Below are 24,147 nucleotides of genomic sequence, written 5' to 3'. Positions count from 1 at the left end.
AAGGATTATTCATTAAAAAGTAGGTTTAATCATTTCTCTTTTTTGTAATTTTAATCCCGTAAAATCATAAGAACATGAACAATTTACCTAAGCTAGATAGATTTAATGAAAATGTACTGTCTAAATATCAAATTTACAACAGTATTTTCACAACGCTACCTTTTGATACTATAGACGATACTGGGGTTTTGTTACCTCTTTTACATAAAGTTTGTAACAAAGGTTTTAAACTAGAAAAAAACCCTACAGAAATTGTAGAACATTTTTTTAGTAAATATCAAGACGAACCTACAGAAAAAGAAAAAGCAGATTTACTTTTTCGTTTTATTCAATTTATAGAACGTCAAGTTGTTTTATTTGATGCCGTAGAAGATGCCGCATATCCTATTGTAAATAATATGGATGGTTTTGGAACGCTTAGAAACTCTAAAGAAGCTGCATTTCTTAGCAATAAAAAAGACGAATTAAGAGCGCACTTAGAAGATTTTAAGGTTCGTATTGTATTAACAGCGCATCCAACGCAATTTTACCCAGGTTCTGTTTTAGGTATTATTACAGACTTAGATAAAGCAATACAAGATGATGACTTATTACTAATTAGAAAATTGTTAGCTCAGTTAGGTAAAACACCTTTCTATAAAAAAGAAAAGCCATCTCCTTTTGATGAAGCTGTAAGTTTAATCTGGTATTTAGAACATGTATTCTATCACTCAGTTCCTAAAATTTACAACTATATTCAACAACATATTTATGATGGTGAACCGATAGAAAATGAAATTATAGAACTAGGTTTCTGGCCTGGTGGCGATAGAGATGGTAACCCATTTGTAACTACTAAAATTACTTTAGATGTTGCAGAAAGACTGCGTCAAACAATTTTAAGAAACTATTATAGAGACATTAGACGTTTAAAAAGACGTTTTACGTTTGATGAAGTACAAGAAATCTTTTCGAAATTAGAAAAGAGACTTTATAAGCATGTTGTTAGAAGTTATACGAAAGTTAATTTTTCTCAAAAAATCTTATTAGAAGAGTTATATGCTGCAAAAGAAATCATTGTAAATAAGCATCAATCTTTATTTGTAGAAGAATTAAATGATGTTATCAACAAAGTAAAAATCTTTGGTTTTCACTTTGCAACTTTAGACATCAGACAAGATAGTAGAGTGCATCACCAAGCATTTACACAAATTGTAAAAGACTTATTAGAGACAGGAGACACTACCTTCCCTGAAAATTATTTAAGACTTTCTGACGAAGAACAAGTTGAAATTTTATCTGTTGTAAAAGGAAGCATAGACCCAAGTATTTTAACTGATGAAACTTCTATTAAAACCATAGAATCTATTTATGCGTTAAAAGAAATTCAGCAAAGAAATGGAGAGCGCGGAGCAAACCGTTACATAATTAGTAACAACCAAAGTGCTTTACATGTAATGCAAACCTTTGCAATGCTAAACTTATGTGGTTTTGAAAACGAATTACCGGTAGATGTTATTCCACTTTTTGAAACGGTAGAAGATTTAGAAAATGCAGAAGACGTAATGAGAACTTTATATTCTAATAAAGTTTATAGACATCATGTTGCCAAAAGAGGACACAAACAAACTATTATGTTAGGTTTTTCTGATGGAACAAAAGATGGTGGTTATTTAATGGCAAACTGGGGTATTTTTAAAGCAAAAGAAGCTTTAACAAGAATCTCTAGAGAATATGACATTGAAGTAGTTTTCTTTGATGGACGTGGAGGACCACCTGCTCGTGGAGGAGGAAAAACACACCAATTTTATGCTTCTTTAGGCCCAACAATAGAAGACAAAGAAATTCAATTAACCATACAAGGACAAACTATTAGTTCTAACTTTGGTACACAAAACTCATCTCAATACAACTTAGAGCAATTGATAAGTTCTGGTATTAAAAATGATGTTTTTACCAAAGATCAATTAAATGATAGCCATAGAGAATTGATAAATGATATGGCCACTACAAGTTACCAAACTTATGTAGACTTTAAAAATCATCCTAAATTTTTACCGTATTTAGAAAAAATGAGTACGTTAAAATATTATGCAAAAACCAATATTGGAAGTAGACCAAGTAAACGTGGTGGATCTGACAAACTTGACTTTTCTGCACTTAGAGCCATTCCTTTTGTAGGTAGCTGGAGCCAGTTAAAACAAAACGTTCCTGGTTTCTTTGGAGTAGGAACTGCATTAAAAAAATATGAAGACGCTGGTAGATTTGATGAAATTATTGAATTCTATAACGCATCTGACTTCTTTAGAACTTTGTTAGAAAATAGTATGATGAGTTTAACCAAATCTTTCTTTGGCTTAACTTCTTATATGGCAGAAGATGAAGAGTTTGGAGAATTCTGGACCTTAATTTTTACAGAATACGAAACCACAAAACGACTACTTTTAAAGTTAACTGGTCATAAAGAATTAATGGAGAATTTCCCTGTAGGAAAAGCATCTATTGAAGTTAGAGAACAAATTGTATTGCCTTTATTAACCATACAACAGTTTGCTTTAAAGAAAATTCAAGAACTTCAAAAAAATGGCGGAAGCGCAGAAGATATAGAAGTATATGAAAAAATGGTAATGCGTTCTTTATTTGGTAACATTAATGCAAGTAGAAATTCTGCTTAAAATTTTGTTTATCAAATAATTACAGTACATTTATAAAGTAAAATTACGTACTATTAATACGCTTCTTTACTTTTAACTTTATTTGTTGGTAGTTTTTGTTTTTCACAACAGAAAACTACCAACAATAATTTTATTCCAATTAGTATTTACACTTCTACTTTTGGAGTTAAAACAAATCAGACCTCTTCTTATTCATCCATTAAGAAAAATTTAAATCTCAAAAATAATTATAAGTTTACCACAGTTTCTTTTGAAGAAATTGACAATAGCCAATTTTTACTTTCTGATAAAAACCTAAGTACAAAAGCTACGCTATTTATTTATGATGACTATAAAAGTTATAGAGATGAAAACCTTTTAAAAGGATTTTACAAAAACACGACCCTACTCGATGGGATTCATGTAACTTTAAACAACCGGCCATTAATTAATTTTTTTTATCTTTAAAGAAAAAAATGCTTGTTAAAGTCTATGGTTCTGCCGTTTTTGGTATCGAAGCAACTACAATTACCGTTGAAGTAAATATTGATAAAGGAATAGGTTACCATTTAGTTGGTTTGCCAGATAATGCAGTTCGTGAGAGTTCTTATCGAATTTCTGCTGCACTCAACAACAATAACTACAAACTTCCAGGTAAGAAAATTATTATCAACATGGCTCCCGCCGATATTCGGAAAGAAGGTGCATCTTATGATCTAACTTTAGCTGTTGGAATTTTAGCTGCATCAGCACAAATAAAATCAGAACATATTGATGAATACATTATTATGGGTGAACTTTCTTTAGACGGAAGCTTACAGCCCATAAGAGGGGCGTTACCAATTGCCATAAAAGCAAGAGAAGAAGGTTATAAATATTTAATTCTACCGAAGGAAAACGCTAAAGAAGCTGCCATTGTAGATGATTTAGAAGTTTTAGGAGTAGAAAATATTTTAGAAGTTATCCATCATTTTAATGAGGATCAAAAAATTGAACCAACCATTGTTGATACAAGAGCTGAATTTTATAAAAACATAGATTTCCCAGAATTCGATTTTTCTGACGTTAAAGGACAAGAATCTATAAAACGATGCATGGAAATTGCCGCTGCAGGCGGACATAATATTATTTTAATTGGTCCACCAGGATCAGGAAAAACAATGTTGGCAAAAAGATTGCCTTCAATTTTACCACCAATGACGTTGCATGAAGCATTAGAAACTACAAAGATTCATTCTGTGGTAGGTAAGATAAAAAAAGAAGGTTTGCTATACCAACGTCCTTTTAGAAGCCCACATCACACAATTTCAAACGTAGCTTTGGTCGGCGGTGGACAATACCCAAAACCTGGCGAGATTTCTTTATCGCATAATGGGGTTTTATTTTTAGATGAATTACCAGAATTTAAAAGAGATGTTTTAGAAGTTATGCGTCAACCTTTAGAAGATAGGGAAGTTACTATTTCTAGAGCAAAATTTACAGTTACCTACCCAAGTAGTTTTATGTTGGTAGCAAGTATGAACCCGAGTCCGAGTGGTTTTTTTAACGACCCAAATAGCCCAATGACATCTTCTCCACAAGAAATGCAACGTTATTTAAGCAAAGTATCTGGCCCCTTATTAGATAGAATAGACATTCATATAGAAGTAACTCCGGTTCCGTTTGCAAAACTATCTGAAGAACGCAAGGGTGAATCTAGTGTAGATATCAGAAAACGAGTTACTGCCTCTAGAGAAATACAGTCTGAACGATTTAAAGACTTTGAAAACATACATTATAATGCACAAATGAGTGTAAAACAGATTCGTGAGTTTTGTAAATTATCCGAAGAAAGTAAAACACTTTTAAAAACCGCTATGGAAAAATTAAACCTTTCTGCCAGAGCTTATGACCGAATTTTAAAAGTATCTAGAACCATAGCAGATTTAGCAAATTCTAAAGACATTTCTCCAGATCATATTGCAGAGGCAATACAATATAGAAGCTTAGATAGAGATGGTTGGTTGGGGTAAATTATTAACTTTTTTTATTCTTAATATAAATATTATAGAGCAAACCAAACATAATTAAAAAGACACCTAACAAGGTCCAAAGATTATAAATTTCTCCGAACCAAAATGCACCAATAGCAATCATAAAAATAACTTCTAAATACTTTAAAGGTGCAATTACATTTGTCTCGTGAGATTGTAATGCTTTGGTCATGTATAATTGACCAACATAACCAAAAACACCTAAACTTAGTAGCAACAACCATTCTATTAAACTTGGGTTTCTCCAATGATTGATAGACATAATACCTCCAAAAACAAAAGCCATTACCATAAAGTAATTGATAATTACTAATGGATTTTCTTTATCGCCAATTTTACGAATGACCACAAAAATAACCCCTAAAGAAATTGCAGATAATAGTACAAAAATTATTCCTATAGAATCTACATCTACCCCAAAACCTTTAATGATTAAAACCCCAGAAAATGAGAGTAAAAACAAAAACCATTGTATTGGTTTTATTTTTTCTTTTAAGAATATAAAAGCAAGAATAGCTGCAAAAATTGGTGATGTATATCGTAATGAAACGGCAGTACCAACCGCTAAATAATTTAAAGATTGAAAGAAACAGGTTAATGAAATTACACCTGCAAGCCCCCTAATAAATAATAATTTTTTATGCGTACCTAGAATAGGAATTTTAGCCTTTAAAATTAATGGCATTGTAAAAAATAATGTTCCAATAGATCTAAAAAATACAATTTGATAGGCACTAAAATCATTTAAATATTTTACAACTGCATTCATTAGAGAAAATGCAATGACACTAAAAATCATGTAAAAAATGGCTGTTGAGCTTTTCATAAAGAAGTAGTTTGTACTATTTTTATTATAAGCGTACAAAAATAACATTAAAATAAAGAAAACTACTTTAGTTTGTATAGAACCTTAGCTTTAGAAATAATAGAATTTGAATGTTTTTTAAATTAAAAACTCCAATTTTTATAACTACTGGAGCTTTCTAACTTATTTTCTATAGAATCGTCTAATTCTTTAAAGAAATCGATACCCGTTAAAGCTTCAATTTTATCTACCGAAACCACAAATTTATACAATGGTAAATTCGATTCTCTATGAGGCATTAAAAACGCCAACATTTTAATTTTTCCGTTTGTTTTATCTAAGATTACTTTATAAAATTGATTTGGTACAGAAACAGCTTCACTACCAATTGTTTTTAAATTATTTTCTAAAACGCCTCCTGTAATTACAAATACACCATCGTTTTTCTTTGCCCAATAACGCACTTTCTGTTCTAGACGATTCCAGACTCCTGCATTAAATTGATGTTCTTGCGGACTGATATTACTTGTTAAAAAAGTTTCGTCGTGTGCAGCTTTAGAAAAACGTCTGTCTGCTGCAGGACATAAATGCCCTTTATCATAACCAGATTTTTTATAATTACGCCAATGTGCGGCTTTGGTTTTTACAGCGTTGTCAATTTCAAAATAAGGTCTTTTGTAATTTGTACTACTTAAATCGGATGCTTTTAACTCATACGCAACCCACTCTGCTTGTTCGTGTTTTTCGCTATAGGATAACGAATAATTTTGATGATGCACCACTTGGTTGGTTGTACTTGTTGGCAAAAAATATTGATTGGTAGTTGCTTTTGGTGTTTTACCAGCTTCTATTACAACATTTTCTTTTTGAGCATCTAACAGTTCTTCAGAACCTAAAACAGCTACTAAAATGATAATGGCTATTATGGATAGTACTTGTTTTTTTTTCAAGGTGATTATTTTAAGTTGTAAAGGTATGAATAAAGATAAAGTTAATCCACTTCATAAATTATATGAGATTCCTCAATCGCCCAAAAAGCTCATTTCGGAATGACAGAAAGAGAAAATGACAATAGGATTACTAAGAACTGTTCTTTAAACTAGTATTCTTTTTTTAATCCTAAAACTCCGCGTTAAGGATAGAACGGTCTGTTTGAGCTCTTTTTTATTTTTCATAAAAAAAGCGAGTAGTGATAGCCTGTTAAAACGCCCAAAAAAGTGAGGTTATAAATTCTTATGAGATTCCTCAATCACCTAAAAAAGGCTCATTTAGGAATGACAGGAGTGAAAAAATAAAAAAAATAAGCAAAGAAAAACCCTTTCAAATTAATGAAAGGGTTTTGTATTTATGAGATTCCTCAATCACCTAAAAAGGCTCATTTCGGAATGACAAATAGTTTATAAATTTTAGTTGTTACTAATAACTAACAACCAAAAACTAACAACTATTTAGTATCTATAGTGTTCTGGCTTATAAGGACCTTCTACTGTTACACCAATATAAGACGCTTGTTCTGGTCTTAATTCTGTAAGCTCTACTCCTATTTTTGCAAGGTGTAATTTTGCTACTTTTTCATCTAAATGTTTTGGTAACATATATACTTCATTCTCGTAAGCATCTCTGTTTGTCCAAAGTTCTATTTGCGCTAAAGTTTGGTTTGTAAATGAGTTAGACATTACAAAACTTGGGTGACCTGTTGCACAACCTAAGTTTACTAAACGACCTTCTGCTAATAAAATAATATCTTTTCCGTTGATGTTATATCTATCAACCTGTGGTTTGATCGTATCTTTTGTATGACCATGGTTTTTGTTTAACCAAGCCATGTCAATTTCATTATCAAAGTGACCAATGTTACATACAATAACCTTGTCTTTCATAGCCTCAAAATGACGCCCTTGAATAATATCTTTGTTTCCTGTAGTTGTAATAATAATGTCTGAATTACCAACAACAGTTTCTAAACGTTTTACTTCAAAACCGTCCATTGCAGCTTGTAAAGCACAAATAGGATCGATCTCTGTAACCGTTACAATAGAACCTGCTCCTTTAAAAGAAGCTGCTGTTCCTTTACCAACATCTCCATAACCACAAACAGTTACACGTTTACCGGCTAACATAATATCTGTTGCTCTACGAATTGCATCTACTGCAGATTCTTTACAACCGTATTTATTATCGAATTTAGATTTTGTAACAGAATCGTTTACGTTAATTGCTGGCATTGGTAAAGTTCCTGCTTTTACTCTTTCGTACAATCTATGAACTCCTGTTGTAGTTTCTTCTGATAAACCATTGATTCCTGCAGCTAATTCTGGATATTTATCTAAAACCATATTGGTTAAATCTCCACCATCATCTAAAATTAAGTTTAATGGTTTTCTGTCTTCTCCAAAGAATAAAGTTTGTTCTATACACCAGTCAAACTCTTCTTCTGTTAAACCTTTCCAAGCATAAACTGCTGTTCCTGCTGCTGCAATTGCTGCTGCTGCCTGATCTTGAGTAGAAAAAATATTACAAGAACTCCAAGTAACTTCTGCACCTAAAGCTTGTAAAGTTTCTATTAAAACTGCTGTTTGAATTGTCATGTGAAGACAACCTGCAATTCTAGCTCCTTTTAAAGGTTGCTCGTTTTTGTACTCTTCTCTTAAAGACATTAATCCTGGCATTTCTGCCTCTGCCAATAAAATTTCTTTTCTTCCCCAAGCTGCTAAAGAAATATCTTTAACTTTATTTGGTACGTAAGCTAATTTAGTGCTCATATTATGTATATTTATATTCTAATTTTTCGAACTGCAAAGTTACGACATCCATTTTAAAAAAGTATGCCTCTTTACAAAAGTTTAACGATTAACAAAAACACTAAAGTATTCATTTGGAAAATCGAAGAATCATTTAATCAATTAAATACAAACGTTTTACTTACGGATAAAAGTCAAGCTCGTTTAGACGGAATGAAATCTGACTTACACCAAAGAGGTTTTTTAAGTGTGAGACATTTATTAAAAGAAGCTGGTTATTCTGATTCGGATTTGGTTTATGATGAATTTGGAAAACCACACTTAAAAGATGGAAAGTTTATTTCTATAACACATTCCTTCACTTTTTCTGGGTTGATAATTTCTGATAATTTACATGTTGGGATTGATATTGAAATGCAACGTGATAAAATTCTGAAAATTGCACACAAATTTACACACGTTAAAGAGTACGTAACCATTGCAAACCACGATGCTTTAATAAGTAAACTAACCATTGTTTGGGGAGGAAAAGAGAGTTTATATAAAATATACGGTAAGAAAAAATTACGCTTTTTAGAAAATATTTATATTGAAGATTTTGATTTTAAAGACGCAAAAACCACTGGAGAAATTAGATATGATGGTAAAACTACCTCCTATCATATTGAGTTTTTAGAGTTTGAAGGTTTTACGTGTGTGTACGCTTTTTAAAAAGCGATCTAAAAATATTAAAGAATGATGAAAAAACAAATAGATAAACCAAGAGATGTATCTGACGATGCTATTTTTTCCATCATCGAATTGCAATTATCTAAGAATTATAAAACTACAAGGGTTTCTAATTCGAGATTAAATATTAGAAAATTATATAATTATACTTCTGCTAACCATAGAGAAGTTACTCATAAACAATTGAATTTTAAGGATTCTGGATGTTTTACTGTAAGCGATACTTCTATAGTATTTATGATGAATCTAAAAAAACAATTCCTTTTTTGGATGATTTTATGGACATTCGGCATACTTATTACCTGGAAAATATGGAATGCCTCTCTTCTACTCTCACTCTTTCTGATCACAACACCTATTTTAATAATTTGGTTGATTAGAACTGTTGCCTTAAAAAAGTTTATGTCTAATGAGCTTGTTGAGATTTCAAAACAATTAGGTAAATCACTCGGTGTGACACCATCTAATAATCATAGCTGAGAAAACGTAATATCAGTTCGAGTGATTTTGATTTTTTTATCTAAATTATATCGAGAACACATCAAAAATAAAAACCTACAAGGTTTTTGAAACCTTGCAGGATGACAAAAATTCGTATTTTCGCAGTTGTGAATATTTATCAAAACATTTTATTAGCAAAAAAAGAGGGCAAAAAATTATTGGCTGTTTTAATAGATCCTGAAAAAATCGACTTAAACAACATTACTGCTTTTTTTGAAAAAGTGCATCAATCTATTGCTACACATATTTTTGTTGGTGGCAGTACAGATATAAATAACCTAACCGAAAATGTGGTTGCTGCTATTAAAAAAGAAACTCAATTGCCTGTTGTTCTTTTTCCTGGTGATGTAAAACAAATTACACAACAAGCAGACGGAATTCTATTTCTAAGTTTGCTTTCTGGTAGAAATCCGGAATATTTGATAGAACAACAGATAAAAAGTATTCCTTTTTTAAAGGATTCTAATTTAGAAATTATTTCTACGGGGTATATTTTAATTGACGGACAAAAAGAAACGGCTACTCAAAAAGTAAGCAACACAAAACCAATTGCACAAGAAAATACAGAACTGATTTTAAACACGGCTTTAGCTGGCGAGTTTTCTGGCAAAAAATTGATTTATTTAGAAGCCGGTTCCGGCGCCAAAGTGCCTGTGGCCACAAATATTATCACTGTTGTAAAAAATAACTTATCGATTCCTTTAATTGTTGGTGGCGGAATTAGAAGTAAAAAACAATTAGAAAATGCTTTTAATGCTGGCGCAGACCTAGTGGTTATTGGAACTGCTTTCGAAAATGATGAAGCTTTTTTTAATCAACTTAAAAAATAATACGCTATAATATTTCTCCACAGTTTGTCATTGCGAAGCGAGGAGAAATCTCATAACAGTGATAACACAACACCAACCAAGCCTTATGTGATTTCTCCCAAAAGGTCGAAATGACAGTAGTTGTGTGTTTTTTAAATAGTTATAAATGAATTATACTTTTGTCTTTACTAATAAAAACTGAAAAGATTACATTTACAACTTCAAATAAAATTAAATGTCAGAAATTATCGATTTCCTTTTTGGACAATACAAAACGTATGAAACCACAGATATTGTTTTAGAAATTATTGCGGTAATCTTTGGCTTTTTATCGGTTTGGTATTCTAAACAGAATAAAATTTGGGTGTTTCCTACAGGAATGATTAGTACTCTAATTTTTGTATATCTTCTTTATAAATGGGAACTTTTAGGTGATATGATGATAAACGCTTACTACTTTATAATGAGTGTTTATGGTTGGTATATTTGGACGTATAAAAGTGATGGAGAGCATGAAACGCCAATAAGCAGAACAACATTAAAGGAAAAAAAACTGAGTATTGTTATTTTTATAGCAACACTTATTTTTGTGTATGCAGTGTATACTTATTTTGAAAAATGGACAAGTTGGACTGCCTATGTAGACACCCTTACAACCGCAATTTTCTTTGTAGGTATGTGGTTAATGGCAAAACGAAAAATAGAAAACTGGGTGTATTGGATTATTGGAGACATCATTTCTGCTCCCCTTTATTTCTATAAAGGGTTTACTTTTACTAGTTTTCAGTATTTAATATTTACTTTTATAGCAATATTTGGTTATTTAGCATGGAAAAGGAACTTAAACAAGACCCAATTAACATCGTAAAAGTTGTTTTATTCGGACCTGAATCTTCTGGTAAAACAACACTTTCTCGTCATTTAGCACGTTATTATAATACGGTTTGGGCGCCAGAATTTGCACGCGAATATTTACAAGAAAAATGGAACAACGAGCGTAAAACTTGCGAAAAAGATGATTTATTACCTATTGCAATCGGGCAAATGAAGTTAGAAAATACGTTGGCTAAAAAGGCTGATAAAATTTTAATTTGTGATACCGATTTATTAGAAACCAAAGTATATTCCGAAGAGTTTTACGGTGGTTTTGTAGATGAAAGACTAGACGAAGCGGCAGATGAAAACACATACGACTTGTATTTGTTAACATATATAGATACGCCTTGGGAAGAAGATGATTTACGAGACAGACCAGAGCTACGTTTAGAAATGTTTAATGCTTTTGAAAAATCTTTAATAGACCATAACAGACCTTATATTTTATTAAAAGGCGATAAAGAAACGCGTTTAAAAAATGCTACAGCAGCTATAGATAAAATAATTGCTGATAAAGAAAATTTACATTCTTTTTCTGATTCTTTACAAGATGTAGACATGCACTTTCTACATCAAAATACGGGTGATTTTGGCACTCCGTTTGAGTATTGAAATAGTAGAGAACAGTGATAAGTGATAAGTGATAAGTGATAAGTGATAAGTGATAAGTGATAAGTGATAAGTGATAAAACTATCGAATATTTATCTAAAAACGCTACTATTTTACTTTTTATAGCCTTTATTTTTAGAACAAATGAACAAAGAAAACATCTTAAAAGAACTCAGTTTTAAAGGCATTAGAAGTTCTGGTGCTGGTGGGCAGCATGTAAATAAAGTGTCTTCTAAGATTGAGTTAACTTTCGATTTAGAAAATTCTCTTTCTCTTTCTGATAACGAAAAAACACTTTTAAAAACAAAGCTTTCAAATAAACTTACTAAAGAAAACACCTTAATTTTATTTTGTGATGAATCTCGCTCTCAGCACAGAAATAAAGAAGTAGCTATTAAACGTTTTTTAGAATTATTACGGATCAAGTCAAAAAGTTGTGGGATTTTAGGATTAGGCAAAAATAGTAGTAAGTCTATATAAGAAAAAATCGACATTTCTGACGCCTCTAAACTGAGTTCTAAAGGCTTTAATTTTAGCATTGAATGATTCCGCAGAAGCATTAGTACTTCGGTTATCAAAATAGTTTAAGATATTTTTATAATGTATGGACATCGTTCTAGCTATCGTGTTGAAGCTTTTAAACTGTGCTTGTCTTACTTTTTCATCCCATTTAGCAAGTCTTATAAGTGCTGATGTTTTATCTGTAGTGTTATTGAATATCCAAGATAGATTTTGGCATAACTTGTATGCTTTCTCTATATCAGGATATTTTTCAAACAGTATTTCTGCTCTTATGGCTTGATTTTTAGTCCATTTACTGCTGGACTTATATAATAGATATCTGCTTCTAGCTAATAGTTGTTTAAGTGTATCTCCATTAGGTAATAGTTTTGGGGTGTATTTTAAAGATTTACTTCTGGCGTTTTCAATGGCATCATTCTCAGTATCAATCGCTTCCCATCGATGTTTAATTCTTATTTCTTGCAGTGCATCTAATGCTAATTTTTGCACATGAAAACGATCTATTACTAAGGCAGCGTTTGGAAAGGATTTCTTGACTATAAGCCCCATATTTCCCGCCATATCTAAGGTTACTTCCATAACTTTCTTCCTATGTTTTAAAGGAATTTTATGAAGTATTTTTATGACAACTTCAGCTTTAGTTCCTTTGATCATGGCTACTATTGCGCCTTTCTTTCCTTTAGCTAATTTATTTGTTATTATGGTATATAAATCACCGTTAGAAAAGGCAGTTTCATCAAGTGATAAGTGAGTCCCAAAATTCTTTGCAAACAATAACCAGTCTGTTGCGTGCTTCTGTTGATCCCAAGCTTTAAAATCACTTAAATAATCTTTATACTGTCTTTGTAAACTTCTAGGGTTTACGCCGTAGAAATTAGCTACAGTAGTAGTGCTAGTAGCGTTATTACTGACTGATATCTTTTAAAAAAGCAGCAAATTCACTAGTTATTCTAGTACCTTTTGCTACTAATTGCCAATCTCTAGTAACTACTTTTTTAGAATTTTCTTCAACCCAACGTCGTCTAATAACGTGTAGAAAAACGTTTTTACCTCGAATTGGGAAATCTTGAATAGTAGCTTCAGGAAAGAAACCTTTAGAACTTAATTTAAGTGCTTTAAATTCTTCTGGAATTGTATTTAATTCTGTGAAATGGAAATGAAGTTCTCCATTTTTAACTTCGTGTTTCGTTAGTTTAAAATAGTCAACAAGAATTTCTGGTAATAATAGTTTTGTTAGTTCAATTGAAGTATCCAAAATAGAGGTTTATTAGAAAGCAAAGTTCATGCTTTTTAATTTACTCCACAACTTTTTGTGTTGATCCATTATTACGGGTAAATTTAATTCGTCCGAAAAAAAGAAGACCTACAAAACCGAGCAAATCTTCTGTTCGAAAAAATGCCGAAAAGAAAAAAAGAAATTCGGTTAAAAAAACATTGAGAAAGAAACCTGGTTTAGATTAAAAATTCCATTTTTTAACTTAAGATTCCTCAATCGTCAAACGACTCATTCGGAATGACATATGTATTATTACTTTTTAAAATGCGTTATTGCGAGGTACGAAGCAATCTTTTTATAATACCAAATAAGCATCAAAATAACCGATTAAATTCGTTTGGTATAAGAATGAGATTGCCACAGTTTACAAAAAAGTAAACTTCGCAATGACAGAAATTAAAATCTACCTAAAACCAAAAGCTAACAAACAGGCTTAGCCCTGATTGAACCTTTCGACAATGCTCAAGACAGGCTATCTGTTTGAGCTCTTTTTTACTGACAGTTCGAGTGAATTTTGAAGAATGAAAAATTTGTATCGAGAACAGACTGTAAAAAAAGCGAGTAGTGAAAGCAGGAAATAGCTTCTAAAAAAAGTGCTTTTGTTATTCTCTATGTCAAAAAACTGACTTAATTTTGCGCCGTTCTCATAAAGGGGTGCTAAAATAAGTTACCAGTAGCAGTTTTCAGTTCACAGTAATTTTGAACTTTAAATCTAAAACTTTGAATTTATTAAAGCTGAGATCATACCCATTGAACCTAGAACAGGTAATGCTGTTTAGGAAATATCAAATGTCATTGCGAAGATTTTTTTCTGAAGCAATCTTTCTTATTGAAGAGATTACCACATTGTAAACTCCTCGTAATGACAGTAATTAATTATTCAACATAAATCACAAGAATAATTACCTCTTTTTATTCGTTTTAAAATTTTTAAAATGAAAAAAATTACTTTTTTTTTATTCTTGTTTACAAGCATTCTTGTAAACGCCCAGACATTTACTCTTAACGGAAAAGTAGTAGATGAAAACAATGATTCTTTACCAGGAGCAACTATTTTAGTAAAAGAAACTAAAAAAGGAACCTCAACAGATTTTGATGGAAAGTTTAGTGTAAGTCTTCTTAAAGGAGATTATACCATTCAGGTTTCTTTTATAGGTTATAAAACTGTTTCTAAAACAGTTTCTTTAACCAAAAATGATACAATTGCGTTTTCTTTAGTACCAAATGCTACTGTTTTAGAAGAAGTTTTGGTTTCTGCAGTAAGAGTAAATGCAGATGTACCTGTTACGTTCTCTAACCTTTCTAAAAAAGAAATTGCAAAACGTAATTTAGGTCAAGATATTCCTATTCTACTAAACTATATGCCGTCTGTGGTTTCTTCTAGTGATGCAGGTGCAGGTGTTGGTTACACCTACATGAGCGTGCGTGGTTCTAACGGAGAGCGAATTAATGTTACGGTAAACGGAATTCCGTATAACGATGCCGAAAGTCATGGTTCTTTTTGGGTAAATTTAAGCGATTTTGCTTCTTCTACTCAGAATTTACAATTACAACGTGGTGTTGGTACATCAACAAATGGTTCTGGTGCTTTTGGTGCGAGTTTAAATATTTTAACAGATGCGGTTTCTGAAGAGGCTTCTGCAGAAATATCGAACTCTTTTGGTTCTTACGGAACTAGAAAACATACTGTAAAATTTAGTACTGGTAAGATTAATGAGCATTTTGAAGTTGCAGGACGTTTGTCTAACATTAATTCTGATGGTTATGTAGATAGAGCTTCTGCCAATTTAAAATCTTACTACTTACAAGCAAGTTATACGGATGAAAACACGTTGATAAAAGCGATTACTTTTGGTGGTAAAGAAGTTACCTACCAAGCTTGGGAAGGTTTAACAGCAGATCAATTAAAGGAAGATAGAAGACAGAACCCGTATACGTACGAGAATGAAGTAGATGATTACGACCAAAACCATTATCAATTACATTGGAATGAAAAATTGAATGAAAATTGGTCTACAACCTTAGGTTTAAACTACACAAAAGGTGCTGGTTTTTTCGAGCAATTTAAAGCTGAGACAGAAGTATTTAGTGATCCGGATGAAGATGGTGTTGCTGATTTTGATAATTATAATGGAATTTTAGAAAGTACAGATTTTGATACCCAATACAATCAAGATGGAACTACAACAATGATTCCTATTACTGATGCCATTGTAAGACGTTGGTTACAAAATGATTTTTACGTAGTAAATTTTAATACCAATTACAAAACTGATAAACTAAATTTAATTTCTGGAATTTCGTATTCCAACTATTCTGGAAATCATTTTGGTGAAGTTATTTGGGCAAAATCATTTTCTAATACAGCAAACATTAGAGATCGTTATTATTTTTCTGATGCAAAGAAAACAGACTTTTCAATCTTTGCAAAAGCTACTTTTGATATTAGTGAGAAATTGTCTGGTTATGCAGATTTACAAGGACGTTTTGTTGGTTACCAAACAAAAGGAATTACTTCTAAAAGAAAAAATATTGATGTTGATGCTAATTTTAATTTCTTTAACCCAAAGGTTGGATTAACTTATAAGATTAATGACGATAATAACTTATATACTTCTTTTGCGGTAGCAAATAGAGAGCCTAATAGAAACGATTTTGAAGGCGGAGTTACCACACACGAAACTTTAAATGATTTAGAATTTGGATGGCGTTTAAAAAAGGAAAGCGTTAAATTAAATACCAACATCTATTATATGGATTATAAAAATCAGTTGGTTTTAACAGGTGCTTTAGATGATGTTGGTGCGCCAGTAAGAGCAACTTCTGGTAACAGTTATCGTTTAGGTTTAGAAATTGATGCAGACATTACTATAAGTGATCAGTTTTCTATAAAACCAAATGCTACATTTAGTTCTAACAAAAACAAAGACTTTTTTATAACAAGAGACGGCGTTGATACACCAGAAAGCTTAGGAAACACAGACTTATCTTTTTCTCCGGAAATTGTTGCAGGAAACATGTTTATATACAAACCTATAGAGAACTTACAGATTTCATTTTTATCGAAATATGTTGGTAAACAATTTATGAGTAATTTTAGTAGTAAAATTTCTGACAATGATGTTTTAAACGATTATTTTACTTCTGACTTAAATATTGTTTATGAAATAAACCCAAACAAGATTTTTAAATCTATTGTGTTTTCTGCATTAATAAATAATGTTTTTAACACAGAATACGTAGACAGAGGTTATTATTACACCTATGATGATACTTGGTCTGATCCAATCGAAATTACAACTTTAGATGGTGCAGGTTATTACCCACAAGCCACTAGAAACTTCTTAATTGGGGCTACTTTAAAGTTTTAAAAAACTTCACTTTTTAATCATTTTTGATTAAAAATAGTCTAAAAACAAATAAAACGAGCATTTTCTATTGAAAATAGCTCGTTTTTTCGTATATTGTAGATTCATGAGAAATTCTTTCTTTTACATCAAAAATAATACGAGCATTTATAGTCTAGATTTTTGTAGTACAAAAAATCATACTGATAAATCGATTACCGCTGCTTTCTAGTTTTTTAAGAAAATTACATTAGTTATCATCTTTTACTTCATAAAAAAGTGTTTTTACACTTCTTTAAAACTATATATATGAAAATTATTAAAATTCAAAGAAAAACAAAATATCAAAAATACTATTCTTCTGCCATGGGAACTCTAAACTCTAGAGTTACTTACATCAAAAAATACTTTTTAGGGATTCCTTTTAAAACGATTCACAAATACCGAGAAACCTATTACGGAGAAATGAAAATGTGTGATGATTGCAATCTATTTATTTAAAATTAATCTTAAAAAAACCCAAAACAATATATGAGACAACTTAAAATTGTAAAGCAAGTAACCAATCGTGACGCCAAATCTTTAGAAAAATATTTTCAAGAAATCAGTAAAATTGGGCTTATTACTGCTGATGAAGAAGTAGAACTAGCTTTGAAAATAAAAAAAGGGAACAATAGAGCGTTAGATAAACTTGTTACCGCAAATTTAAGGTTTGTTGTTTCTGTTGCAAAACAATACCAAGGTCAGGGTTTAAAACTATCTGATTTAATTAATGAAGGTAATTTAGGTTTGGTAAAAGCAGCAAAACGTTTTGATGAAACAAGAGGTTTTAAGTTTATTTCTTATGCCGTTTGGTGGATTCGTCAATCTATTATGTCTGCCTTGGCAGAACAATCTCGTATTGTGCGTTTGCCTTTAAATAAAATAGGAAGTATTAATAAAATACGTAAAATATATGATCGTTTAGAACAAAACCAACAACGCATGCCTACTAATAAAGAAATAGCAAAACAGTTAGACATGACAGAAACTGAGGTTGCACAGTCTTTAAAAAACTCTGGGAGACACGTTTCTATGGATGCACCATTTAAAGAAGGTGAAGATTCTAATTTATACAATCTAATGCAATCTGATGATTCTCCTAGACCAGATAAAAACTTAATGACACAATCTTTATCGATAGAAATAAATAGAGCTTTAGACACGCTTTCTAGCAAAGAAGCTAAAGTGATAAAAATGTTTTATGGCATTAATCTTCCTGCGCCTTGCAGCTTAACTGAAATTGGAGAAATTTTTGACCTTTCTAGAGAAAGAGTTCGACAAGTAAAACAAAAAGCAATTAGGCGCTTGCAACATCAATCTAAGACACATCTTTTAAAAACATATTTAGGGTAAATAGTTTACTATTCTTAAACTATTTTACAAAAAAAAAGGAAGCAAAATTGCTTCCTTTTTTTTTGTAAAAATTATAGAAATCTACTTTGAAGGCTCTAACAACAATACAATTTTATTAAAATCTGCAGCACTATTAATTACAGTTCTGTATTCTTCATACATTGCAACTTGTATGTTATTTTCTCTGTAATGCTCATCGGCAGTTACGGTTAACGTATTCCCTTTTAATTGATAAGCAGATTTAAAGGAGAATAATTCTTTACCATCTTTCACATACGAATTATCAATAATGATATCCTCTAAATTGGTTATTTTATATCCTTTTGGAATATGAAGTGTTAAGGTTCTGTAATAACTTCTATGAAACTGACCTTCTAAAGGCAACACTCGTTCCTTTTCTTGATACATTTCTAATTGTTGTCCAATTAAATCGCCTAATTTAAATAAGTATTTTCTGCCTGCTTTTTCTACAAATCCTTCTGTTGTAAAATCTACAATAACTTGCAATGGTTTTACCCCAAACAACTCTGCATCGTCATTTATTAGTTTTCTGCTTTTAATTTCGAACTCTGGCGTGGCACTTTCTACAAAACTATCTACTAAATCATTTCTAGCTTCTTTACCTTGAATTAAATGCATAAAAGGTTGAATATTCATGGCATAATATCCGCTGAAAGCTCTGTCTAAATGGACCGTGTTTTCTGTTAAATTATCTTCATCAAAATCGATGGTAACCTTCATAACATCTGCAATTTTATCTGCGGTTACCGGTTCTATATATTTAATTTTACCAGTTACAGATTTCTGATCACCATTTACTACTTCCTTCAAAAACAAACCGTAATTATCGGTTACATAAGGCATCGGGAAACCAAATCTTGTACCTGATGCATTTGGTGACAAATACTTATCAGAAGCAGGGAAATACAGTAAAAAGTCCGTTAAAAAATTAGTCGCTTCAAATTCTGGGTCAAACTTTATTTCATTTCTATCTGTTGTTACAACCAATTCATGCGCTATATTTAATGTTCTTAAAACCGCAATATATAATTTTATTACTCCGGTTTCATTCGCTATTTGTTGGGCTAAAATTAAATCTAAATTTTCTAAATCATCTCCATAAATATCTTGAGAATACACGGTTGTTTTTATGTAATAATCTAATTTTCTTACAATCGTTTCTTCATCTGCTTTTTTTGACAAGTCTAATTCTTTTATAAAATCGTTAAGTAAACCAGTTGTTTTTTCTGAATATGCTGGATAATAAGAAGTATATAAATTATGGGCGATGTTGCCATAAGAAATAATATCAACACCCATATTATTGGTGTTTTTATCCATTTTATAAACAATAAATCCTCTGGATGCATTATAAGGTGCTTGGTATTCATTTTCTAATTTAGGTACTTTGGCAACATATAATTTATAATGTCTTTTATCGGCACTTAAAGTATCTGTATCAACATCTGGCACATTATTATAACTCTTAAATTTAAACAGCAAATTACTTGGTGAAAATAAATCGAACTCTACATTTTCTTTATAATAAGCATCTTGAATGTACCTTTTTTCTCCGGTATAACTTGGTGGTCTTTTTACCACATACATATATTCAATAAAACTACCTTTTGTAATCCCTTCTAAGGCATAATATTTATAAGTACTTCCTGTCTCTTCATCTTCTGCCGTTAATATTTTAGATTGATCTAGATTGATAATTTTGCCTTCTGGCGTAATTACTCTAGCTTTATTTATTTGTAATTCGGCACCCACCGTAAATGGTAAATAAATTTTGTTATATTCTTCAATTGCGTCATCAGAATTTAACCACAACACTTTGTGCTCTAAAAAATATTCCACTAAATCTTCTTTATCAAAAGTAAATTCTGTTACAGTTTTTTCTTTTACAGCAATCATGTCTTCTGTTCGCTCTTTTTCTACGGTGTAATTAGGACTTGCTTCCCAATCATAACTTTTAAAAAAAAGAGTTTCTTGCGCTACTGCAATCTGAAAAGTAAATAACAAGGCAACTAATAAGCTAATTTTAATCTTCATAATTTGTTTTTATTGTTTTTTTAGAACGACAATTTCTTTATAATTTCTTTCAATTTTTTTAATCGCTGTGTTTACTTCTTTTTGTTCTTCTAAAGTTAAAACTAAGAAGTTTAATTCGATTTCTTGCTTGTAAACAACCTCTTTACCATTTGTTTTATAACTAATCTTACAAGTCAACAAATCATTAGAAACAGTTACATCTTCGGGCACAGAATCTACCACATACCCTTTAGGAATTTCTAATATAGTTGCATAACTAAAGAATTTTTTATAATCGTATTCTATGGCGTTCTTTCGATTCTTATCTGTTTTATAAGAAGAAATATCTTTATTTAAATTTAGGTTGATGTAAATTTCATCGCCCAAATTTTTAGCATAATTTTTAATCTCAAAATCATAGTCCACAATAAAATTATCGTCATAATGATATTTATTGGTCTCTTTAAAATTGCTAATTAAAAAAGTATTATTCCCTTTCTGAAACACGTTGTTATAGAACTTTTTTAACTTCGTTTCTGTATTTCCTGTTTCTAAACTATGAAAAATATCGATTTTTGGGTATCCAGAAATATCAGTTTTAGAAGCCCCCATAATGCTTCCATTTTCAATTTTTATACGAGTAACATCTGTAACTGCATTTTCTTTAGCAGCTACAATTGGTACTTTTTTAATTTTAAAGTCTTTTCCGTACCCAACCAATGCTTCCTTTCCTTGAATAAAGGAAGTTGGCATTCCGAATTTTATATACCTACCTGTTGCATCTAAATAATAGGTTTTTCCGTTGTTCTCATAAGAGAGAATCATGTGATTGTCTACAACGGGTGTTGGCACCTCATCATACGTATACGGAATGCTTCTTGTACCAATCCATGTTAGATTTCCTTTCACACCTGCAATTTCTAACATTCTGTACAAAATACTAGAATTGTCTTTACAATCGCCATATTTTTTTCTAAAAACATCGTTTGATTCTCTCGGAATAAAACCACCTAATGCATACTCAAAAGCGATGTATTTTATGTTTTGCTGTGTCCAATAATAAATGGCTTTTACCTTTTCTAAATCGGTTTTTTTATCCGCAGTAATACTTGCAACTAAATTTACCAACTCTGCATTGGGTACTTCTGTATTTACATTTTCTACCAAAGAATAATACCAATTGTACAAATCGGACACTTTGCCTAACAACTTACTATTTTTACCCTTAATTTTATAAGAAGTAATGATGGGTACAATGTGCGGTAAAATGGTTTTGTAACTTGGTGTATTTGCCTCAAACTCATATTCTGGTTGGTTATTTAACGTCCAGGTATAAATTACGTTACCCCCTTTTTTATCTTCGGTAAATTGAATTTCTGCATCAGAAATATTAAATTTCTTGAATTCTAAATGCACGTTTTCATCAACAATAATGGTGACTTTGTTTTTTTGAACAGGAAAATAATCACCAAAATAAAAAGGTGTTAAAAAACGAGGATTTTTAATTTTCTGAGAATATTTTAAAATCGATTTTGATCCTTTTTTCAAATTCGGATACACATAATTTAACAACTTAGAATCGTCATGAAAAGACTGATTTAATTCATCTTTCTCTGTAAACTTTTCTACTTTATTTTCTACATATTTGTTATTTTCATAAGAAAAAGAAGCGGCTTCTATTTTATTTAATTCAAAAAATGCAGAAAAATTTAAGGTGTTTTTAGAGTTATAAGTGGCAGCATCATTTAAATACAAGTCTTCTTCTAAAAACTCTTGATTAATTTGTAAACTATCATTAACAATATCTATAGTAATAATAGTTTCTTGCTGTAAACGAGTTCTTGCCGCTTCTGGGTGCAGCTTGTGATACTTTAAATACTCGGCAGAATACTGAGCATTTAAACTTGTTATTACAAATAAAAAGAACGCAATTAAACTTAATCTATAAATCTTCAACCTTGTTTGTTTTTATAAAACTAAAATACAAAAAAGAGAGAACAAAACCCCTAAATAAAGGCTCTTGTTCTCTCTCTACTATGTATTTTTATGCTTCTATTTTTCTTTTATCCATTGATTATATCCACCAAGAACGTTTATTACTGTAAATCCTTTTTCTTGAAGTACCTCAGAAGCTTTTGCGCTTCTTCGTCCACTTCTACAATAAACATACACAGGCTTATTTTTGTCTAAAGAGTTTGCTGCTTTTACAGGAAAATCGGCATCAAACAAATTTGCAAATTTTGCAGTTTCTATAAACCCTAACTGTACTTCTTTAGGCGTTCTAACATCTAATAACTGAATGTTCTCTTTTTCTAATAAGACTTTTAATTCTTGTGTAGAAACAGATTTTAACCCTTCTTGAGAATTACAACTTAAAAAGAATAGTGTTAAAAAGAATAATGGAATTAATTTCTTCATTTATTTTATTTTAAAGTTGATGGACACACTGCTGCTGTTCTTTCGATATTTGTATTTCTTATTGCTGCATAACCACCAGCAACATCAATTACATTATGAATACCTCTTGCTTTTAAAATAGAAGCCGTAATTACAGAACGATAACCACCACCACAATACACGTAAAAATCTCCTTTTTCAGGAAACTCAGAGATGTGTTCGTTTAAAGAATCTAACGGTGTATTTTTTACACCTACAATATGTTCACTTGCATATTCACCTGGTTTTCTAGCGTCAAAAACCACTGCATTTTCTTTAATTTTTTCTTCTAAAACATCTGCAGAAACAGAAGTTAAAGTATCTATTTCTTTACCTGCTTTTATCCAAGCATCAAAACTACCTTCTAAATACCCTAAAACATTATCGAAACCAACTCTAGACAAACGTGTAATGGTATCTTCTTCTCTACCTTCTGGAGCAACCAACAAAATAGGTTGCTTAATATCTTTAATTAATGCGCCAACCCAAGGAGCAAAACCACCATCTATACCAATAAAAATAGATTGTGGTATAAACCCTTTTACAAACTCCGTTTGATGACGAACATCTAAAATAACTGCACCCGTTTCATTTGCAATAATTTCAAAATCTTTCACAGATAATGGTTTCTCACTATTTTTTATAACATCATCTATATTTTGATATCCTTCTTTATTTAACTTTACATTTAAAGGAAAGTAAGCAGGAGGCGGCAACAAACCATCTGTAACTTCTTTAATAAACTCAGCTTTGGTCATGTTTGTTCTTAACGCATAATTGGTTTGTTTTTGATTGCCAATTGTACCTACCGTTTCTTTACTTAAATTTTTACCACAAGCAGAACCTGCTCCATGTGCAGGGTATACAATAACATCATCTGCCAATGTCATTACCTTATTTCGTAAACTATCAAATAGAAAACCTGCTAAGTCTTTTTCTGTAATATCTCCTTTTTGTGCTAAATCTGGGCGACCAACATCTCCTAAAAACAAGGTGTCTCCACTAAAAAGTGCGTGGTCTTTTCCGTTTTCATCTTTTAACAAATAACAAGAACTCTCCATGGTATGCCCTGGAGTATGCAATACCGTAATGGTAATATCACCAACCTTAAAAACTTGATTGTCTTTTGCAATTATTGCCTTAAAATTTGTTTCTGCCGATGGACCAAACACAATTTCCGCACCCGTTCTTTCTGCCAAGGTTACGTGTCCGCTCACAAAATCTGCATGAAAATGCGTTTCGAAAATATATTTGATTTTTGCATTATTTTTAGCTGCACTATCAATATAATCTTGTACTTCTCTTAAAGGATCTATAATAGCCACTTCGCCATTACTTTCTATGTAATAAGCTCCTTGCGCCAAACAACCGGTATAAATTTGCTCTATAATCATAATCTT

The 24,147-nt window shown here is 31.1% G+C and carries 20 protein-coding genes; 11 read left to right on the top strand and 9 right to left on the bottom strand.

The window, feature by feature from the left end; genetic code table 11:
* Positions 1–74: 74 nt before the first annotated feature.
* Both WG951_RS12315 and WG951_RS12310 read left to right on the top strand, forming a co-directional pair.
* The gene (locus WG951_RS12315) at positions 75–2,654 is read left to right on the top strand and encodes a phosphoenolpyruvate carboxylase (protein WP_105049522.1); all 2,580 of its coding nucleotides are present in this window, start codon (positions 75–77) and stop codon (positions 2,652–2,654) included.
* 455 nt (positions 2,655–3,109) lie between these two features.
* Complete coding sequence (locus tag WG951_RS12310; protein ID WP_105049523.1) at positions 3,110–4,645, top strand: YifB family Mg chelatase-like AAA ATPase; 1,536 nt, start codon at positions 3,110–3,112, stop codon at positions 4,643–4,645.
* A 4-nt stretch (positions 4,646–4,649) separates the two neighbouring features.
* On the opposite strand, the gene WG951_RS12305 is transcribed toward WG951_RS12310, so the two are convergent.
* From WG951_RS12305 to ahcY, 3 genes are all read right to left on the bottom strand, one after another.
* Entirely contained in the window at positions 4,650–5,492 is an 843-nt protein-coding gene (locus WG951_RS12305) for a DMT family transporter (RefSeq protein ID WP_245893528.1), read from the bottom strand.
* 122 nt (positions 5,493–5,614) lie between these two features.
* Entirely contained in the window at positions 5,615–6,421 is an 807-nt protein-coding gene (locus WG951_RS12300; protein ID WP_105049524.1) for a DNA/RNA non-specific endonuclease, read from the bottom strand.
* Between the two features lie 498 nt (positions 6,422–6,919).
* Positions 6,920–8,233 carry an adenosylhomocysteinase gene (ahcY, locus tag WG951_RS12295; protein WP_105049525.1) on the bottom strand — a complete coding sequence of 438 codons (1,314 nt, stop codon included), beginning with the start codon at positions 8,231–8,233 and terminating at the stop codon, positions 6,920–6,922.
* A 63-nt stretch (positions 8,234–8,296) separates the two neighbouring features.
* Here ahcY and WG951_RS12290 point away from each other — a divergent pair, with 63 nt between their 5' ends.
* From WG951_RS12290 to WG951_RS12265, 6 genes are all read left to right on the top strand, one after another.
* A complete protein-coding gene (locus tag WG951_RS12290) occupies positions 8,297–8,923 on the top strand; it encodes a 4'-phosphopantetheinyl transferase family protein (protein WP_105049526.1) in 627 nt (208 codons plus the stop codon).
* Positions 8,924–8,947: 24 nt separating this feature from the next.
* Complete coding sequence (locus tag WG951_RS12285) at positions 8,948–9,421, top strand: hypothetical protein (protein ID WP_105049527.1); 474 nt, start codon at positions 8,948–8,950, stop codon at positions 9,419–9,421.
* Positions 9,422–9,522: 101 nt separating this feature from the next.
* Entirely contained in the window at positions 9,523–10,272 is a 750-nt protein-coding gene (locus WG951_RS12280; protein WP_105049528.1) for a geranylgeranylglyceryl/heptaprenylglyceryl phosphate synthase, read from the top strand.
* Positions 10,273–10,486: 214 nt separating this feature from the next.
* Positions 10,487–11,119 carry a nicotinamide riboside transporter PnuC gene (pnuC, locus tag WG951_RS12275; protein ID WP_105049529.1) on the top strand — a complete coding sequence of 211 codons (633 nt, stop codon included), beginning with the start codon at positions 10,487–10,489 and terminating at the stop codon, positions 11,117–11,119.
* Positions 11,080–11,739, top strand: coding sequence for an AAA family ATPase (locus WG951_RS12270; RefSeq protein ID WP_105049530.1), 660 nt, complete (start codon positions 11,080–11,082; stop codon positions 11,737–11,739). Before pnuC ends, WG951_RS12270 begins: the two co-directional genes overlap by 40 nt.
* 142 nt (positions 11,740–11,881) lie before the next feature.
* Positions 11,882–12,217, top strand: a complete 336-nt coding sequence (locus tag WG951_RS12265) for a peptide chain release factor-like protein (RefSeq protein ID WP_340914329.1) — start codon at positions 11,882–11,884, stop codon at positions 12,215–12,217.
* Here WG951_RS12265 and WG951_RS12260 read toward each other — a convergent pair.
* A complete protein-coding gene (locus WG951_RS12260; protein ID WP_340916159.1) occupies positions 12,188–13,177 on the bottom strand; it encodes an ISAon1 family transposase in 990 nt (329 codons plus the stop codon). The genes WG951_RS12265 and WG951_RS12260 overlap by 30 nt on opposite strands.
* Positions 13,164–13,514, bottom strand: coding sequence for an ISAon1 family transposase N-terminal region protein (locus WG951_RS12255; RefSeq protein ID WP_158838929.1), 351 nt, complete (start codon positions 13,512–13,514; stop codon positions 13,164–13,166). The genes WG951_RS12260 and WG951_RS12255 overlap by 14 nt, the downstream gene beginning before the upstream one ends.
* A 956-nt stretch (positions 13,515–14,470) precedes the next feature.
* On the opposite strand from WG951_RS12255, the gene WG951_RS12250 reads away from it, so the two are divergent.
* The 3 genes from WG951_RS12250 to WG951_RS12240 all read left to right on the top strand — a co-directional run bounded on the left by WG951_RS12250 (position 14,471) and on the right by WG951_RS12240 (position 18,277).
* Positions 14,471–16,906: a TonB-dependent receptor gene (locus tag WG951_RS12250; RefSeq protein ID WP_105049532.1), complete on the top strand. Its 2,436-nt coding sequence runs from the start codon at positions 14,471–14,473 to the stop codon at positions 16,904–16,906.
* Positions 16,907–17,191: 285 nt separating this feature from the next.
* A complete protein-coding gene (locus WG951_RS12245) occupies positions 17,192–17,383 on the top strand; it encodes a hypothetical protein (RefSeq protein WP_105049533.1) in 192 nt (63 codons plus the stop codon).
* Positions 17,384–17,413: 30 nt separating this feature from the next.
* The gene (locus WG951_RS12240) at positions 17,414–18,277 is read left to right on the top strand and encodes a sigma-70 family RNA polymerase sigma factor (RefSeq protein WP_105049534.1); all 864 of its coding nucleotides are present in this window, start codon (positions 17,414–17,416) and stop codon (positions 18,275–18,277) included.
* 81 nt (positions 18,278–18,358) lie between these two features.
* On the opposite strand, the gene WG951_RS12235 is transcribed toward WG951_RS12240, so the two are convergent.
* The 4 genes from WG951_RS12235 to WG951_RS12220 all read right to left on the bottom strand — a co-directional run bounded on the left by WG951_RS12235 (position 18,359) and on the right by WG951_RS12220 (position 24,141).
* Complete coding sequence (locus WG951_RS12235; RefSeq protein ID WP_105049535.1) at positions 18,359–20,332, bottom strand: DUF3857 domain-containing protein; 1,974 nt, start codon at positions 20,330–20,332, stop codon at positions 18,359–18,361.
* Between the two features lie 9 nt (positions 20,333–20,341).
* The gene (locus WG951_RS12230; RefSeq protein WP_245893529.1) at positions 20,342–22,267 is read right to left on the bottom strand and encodes a transglutaminase-like domain-containing protein; all 1,926 of its coding nucleotides are present in this window, start codon (positions 22,265–22,267) and stop codon (positions 20,342–20,344) included.
* Between the two features lie 96 nt (positions 22,268–22,363).
* Positions 22,364–22,729: a rhodanese-like domain-containing protein gene (locus WG951_RS12225; RefSeq protein ID WP_105049536.1), complete on the bottom strand. Its 366-nt coding sequence runs from the start codon at positions 22,727–22,729 to the stop codon at positions 22,364–22,366.
* 5 nt (positions 22,730–22,734) lie between these two features.
* Entirely contained in the window at positions 22,735–24,141 is a 1,407-nt protein-coding gene (locus tag WG951_RS12220; RefSeq protein ID WP_105049537.1) for an MBL fold metallo-hydrolase, read from the bottom strand.
* Positions 24,142–24,147 lie beyond the last annotated feature (6 nt).

This window comes from Polaribacter butkevichii, assembly GCF_038024105.1.
Taxonomy (GTDB): domain Bacteria; phylum Bacteroidota; class Bacteroidia; order Flavobacteriales; family Flavobacteriaceae; genus Polaribacter; species Polaribacter butkevichii.
Note: the sequence above shows the minus strand (reverse complement) of the source record. Positions and strands in the feature narration are given on the sequence as shown.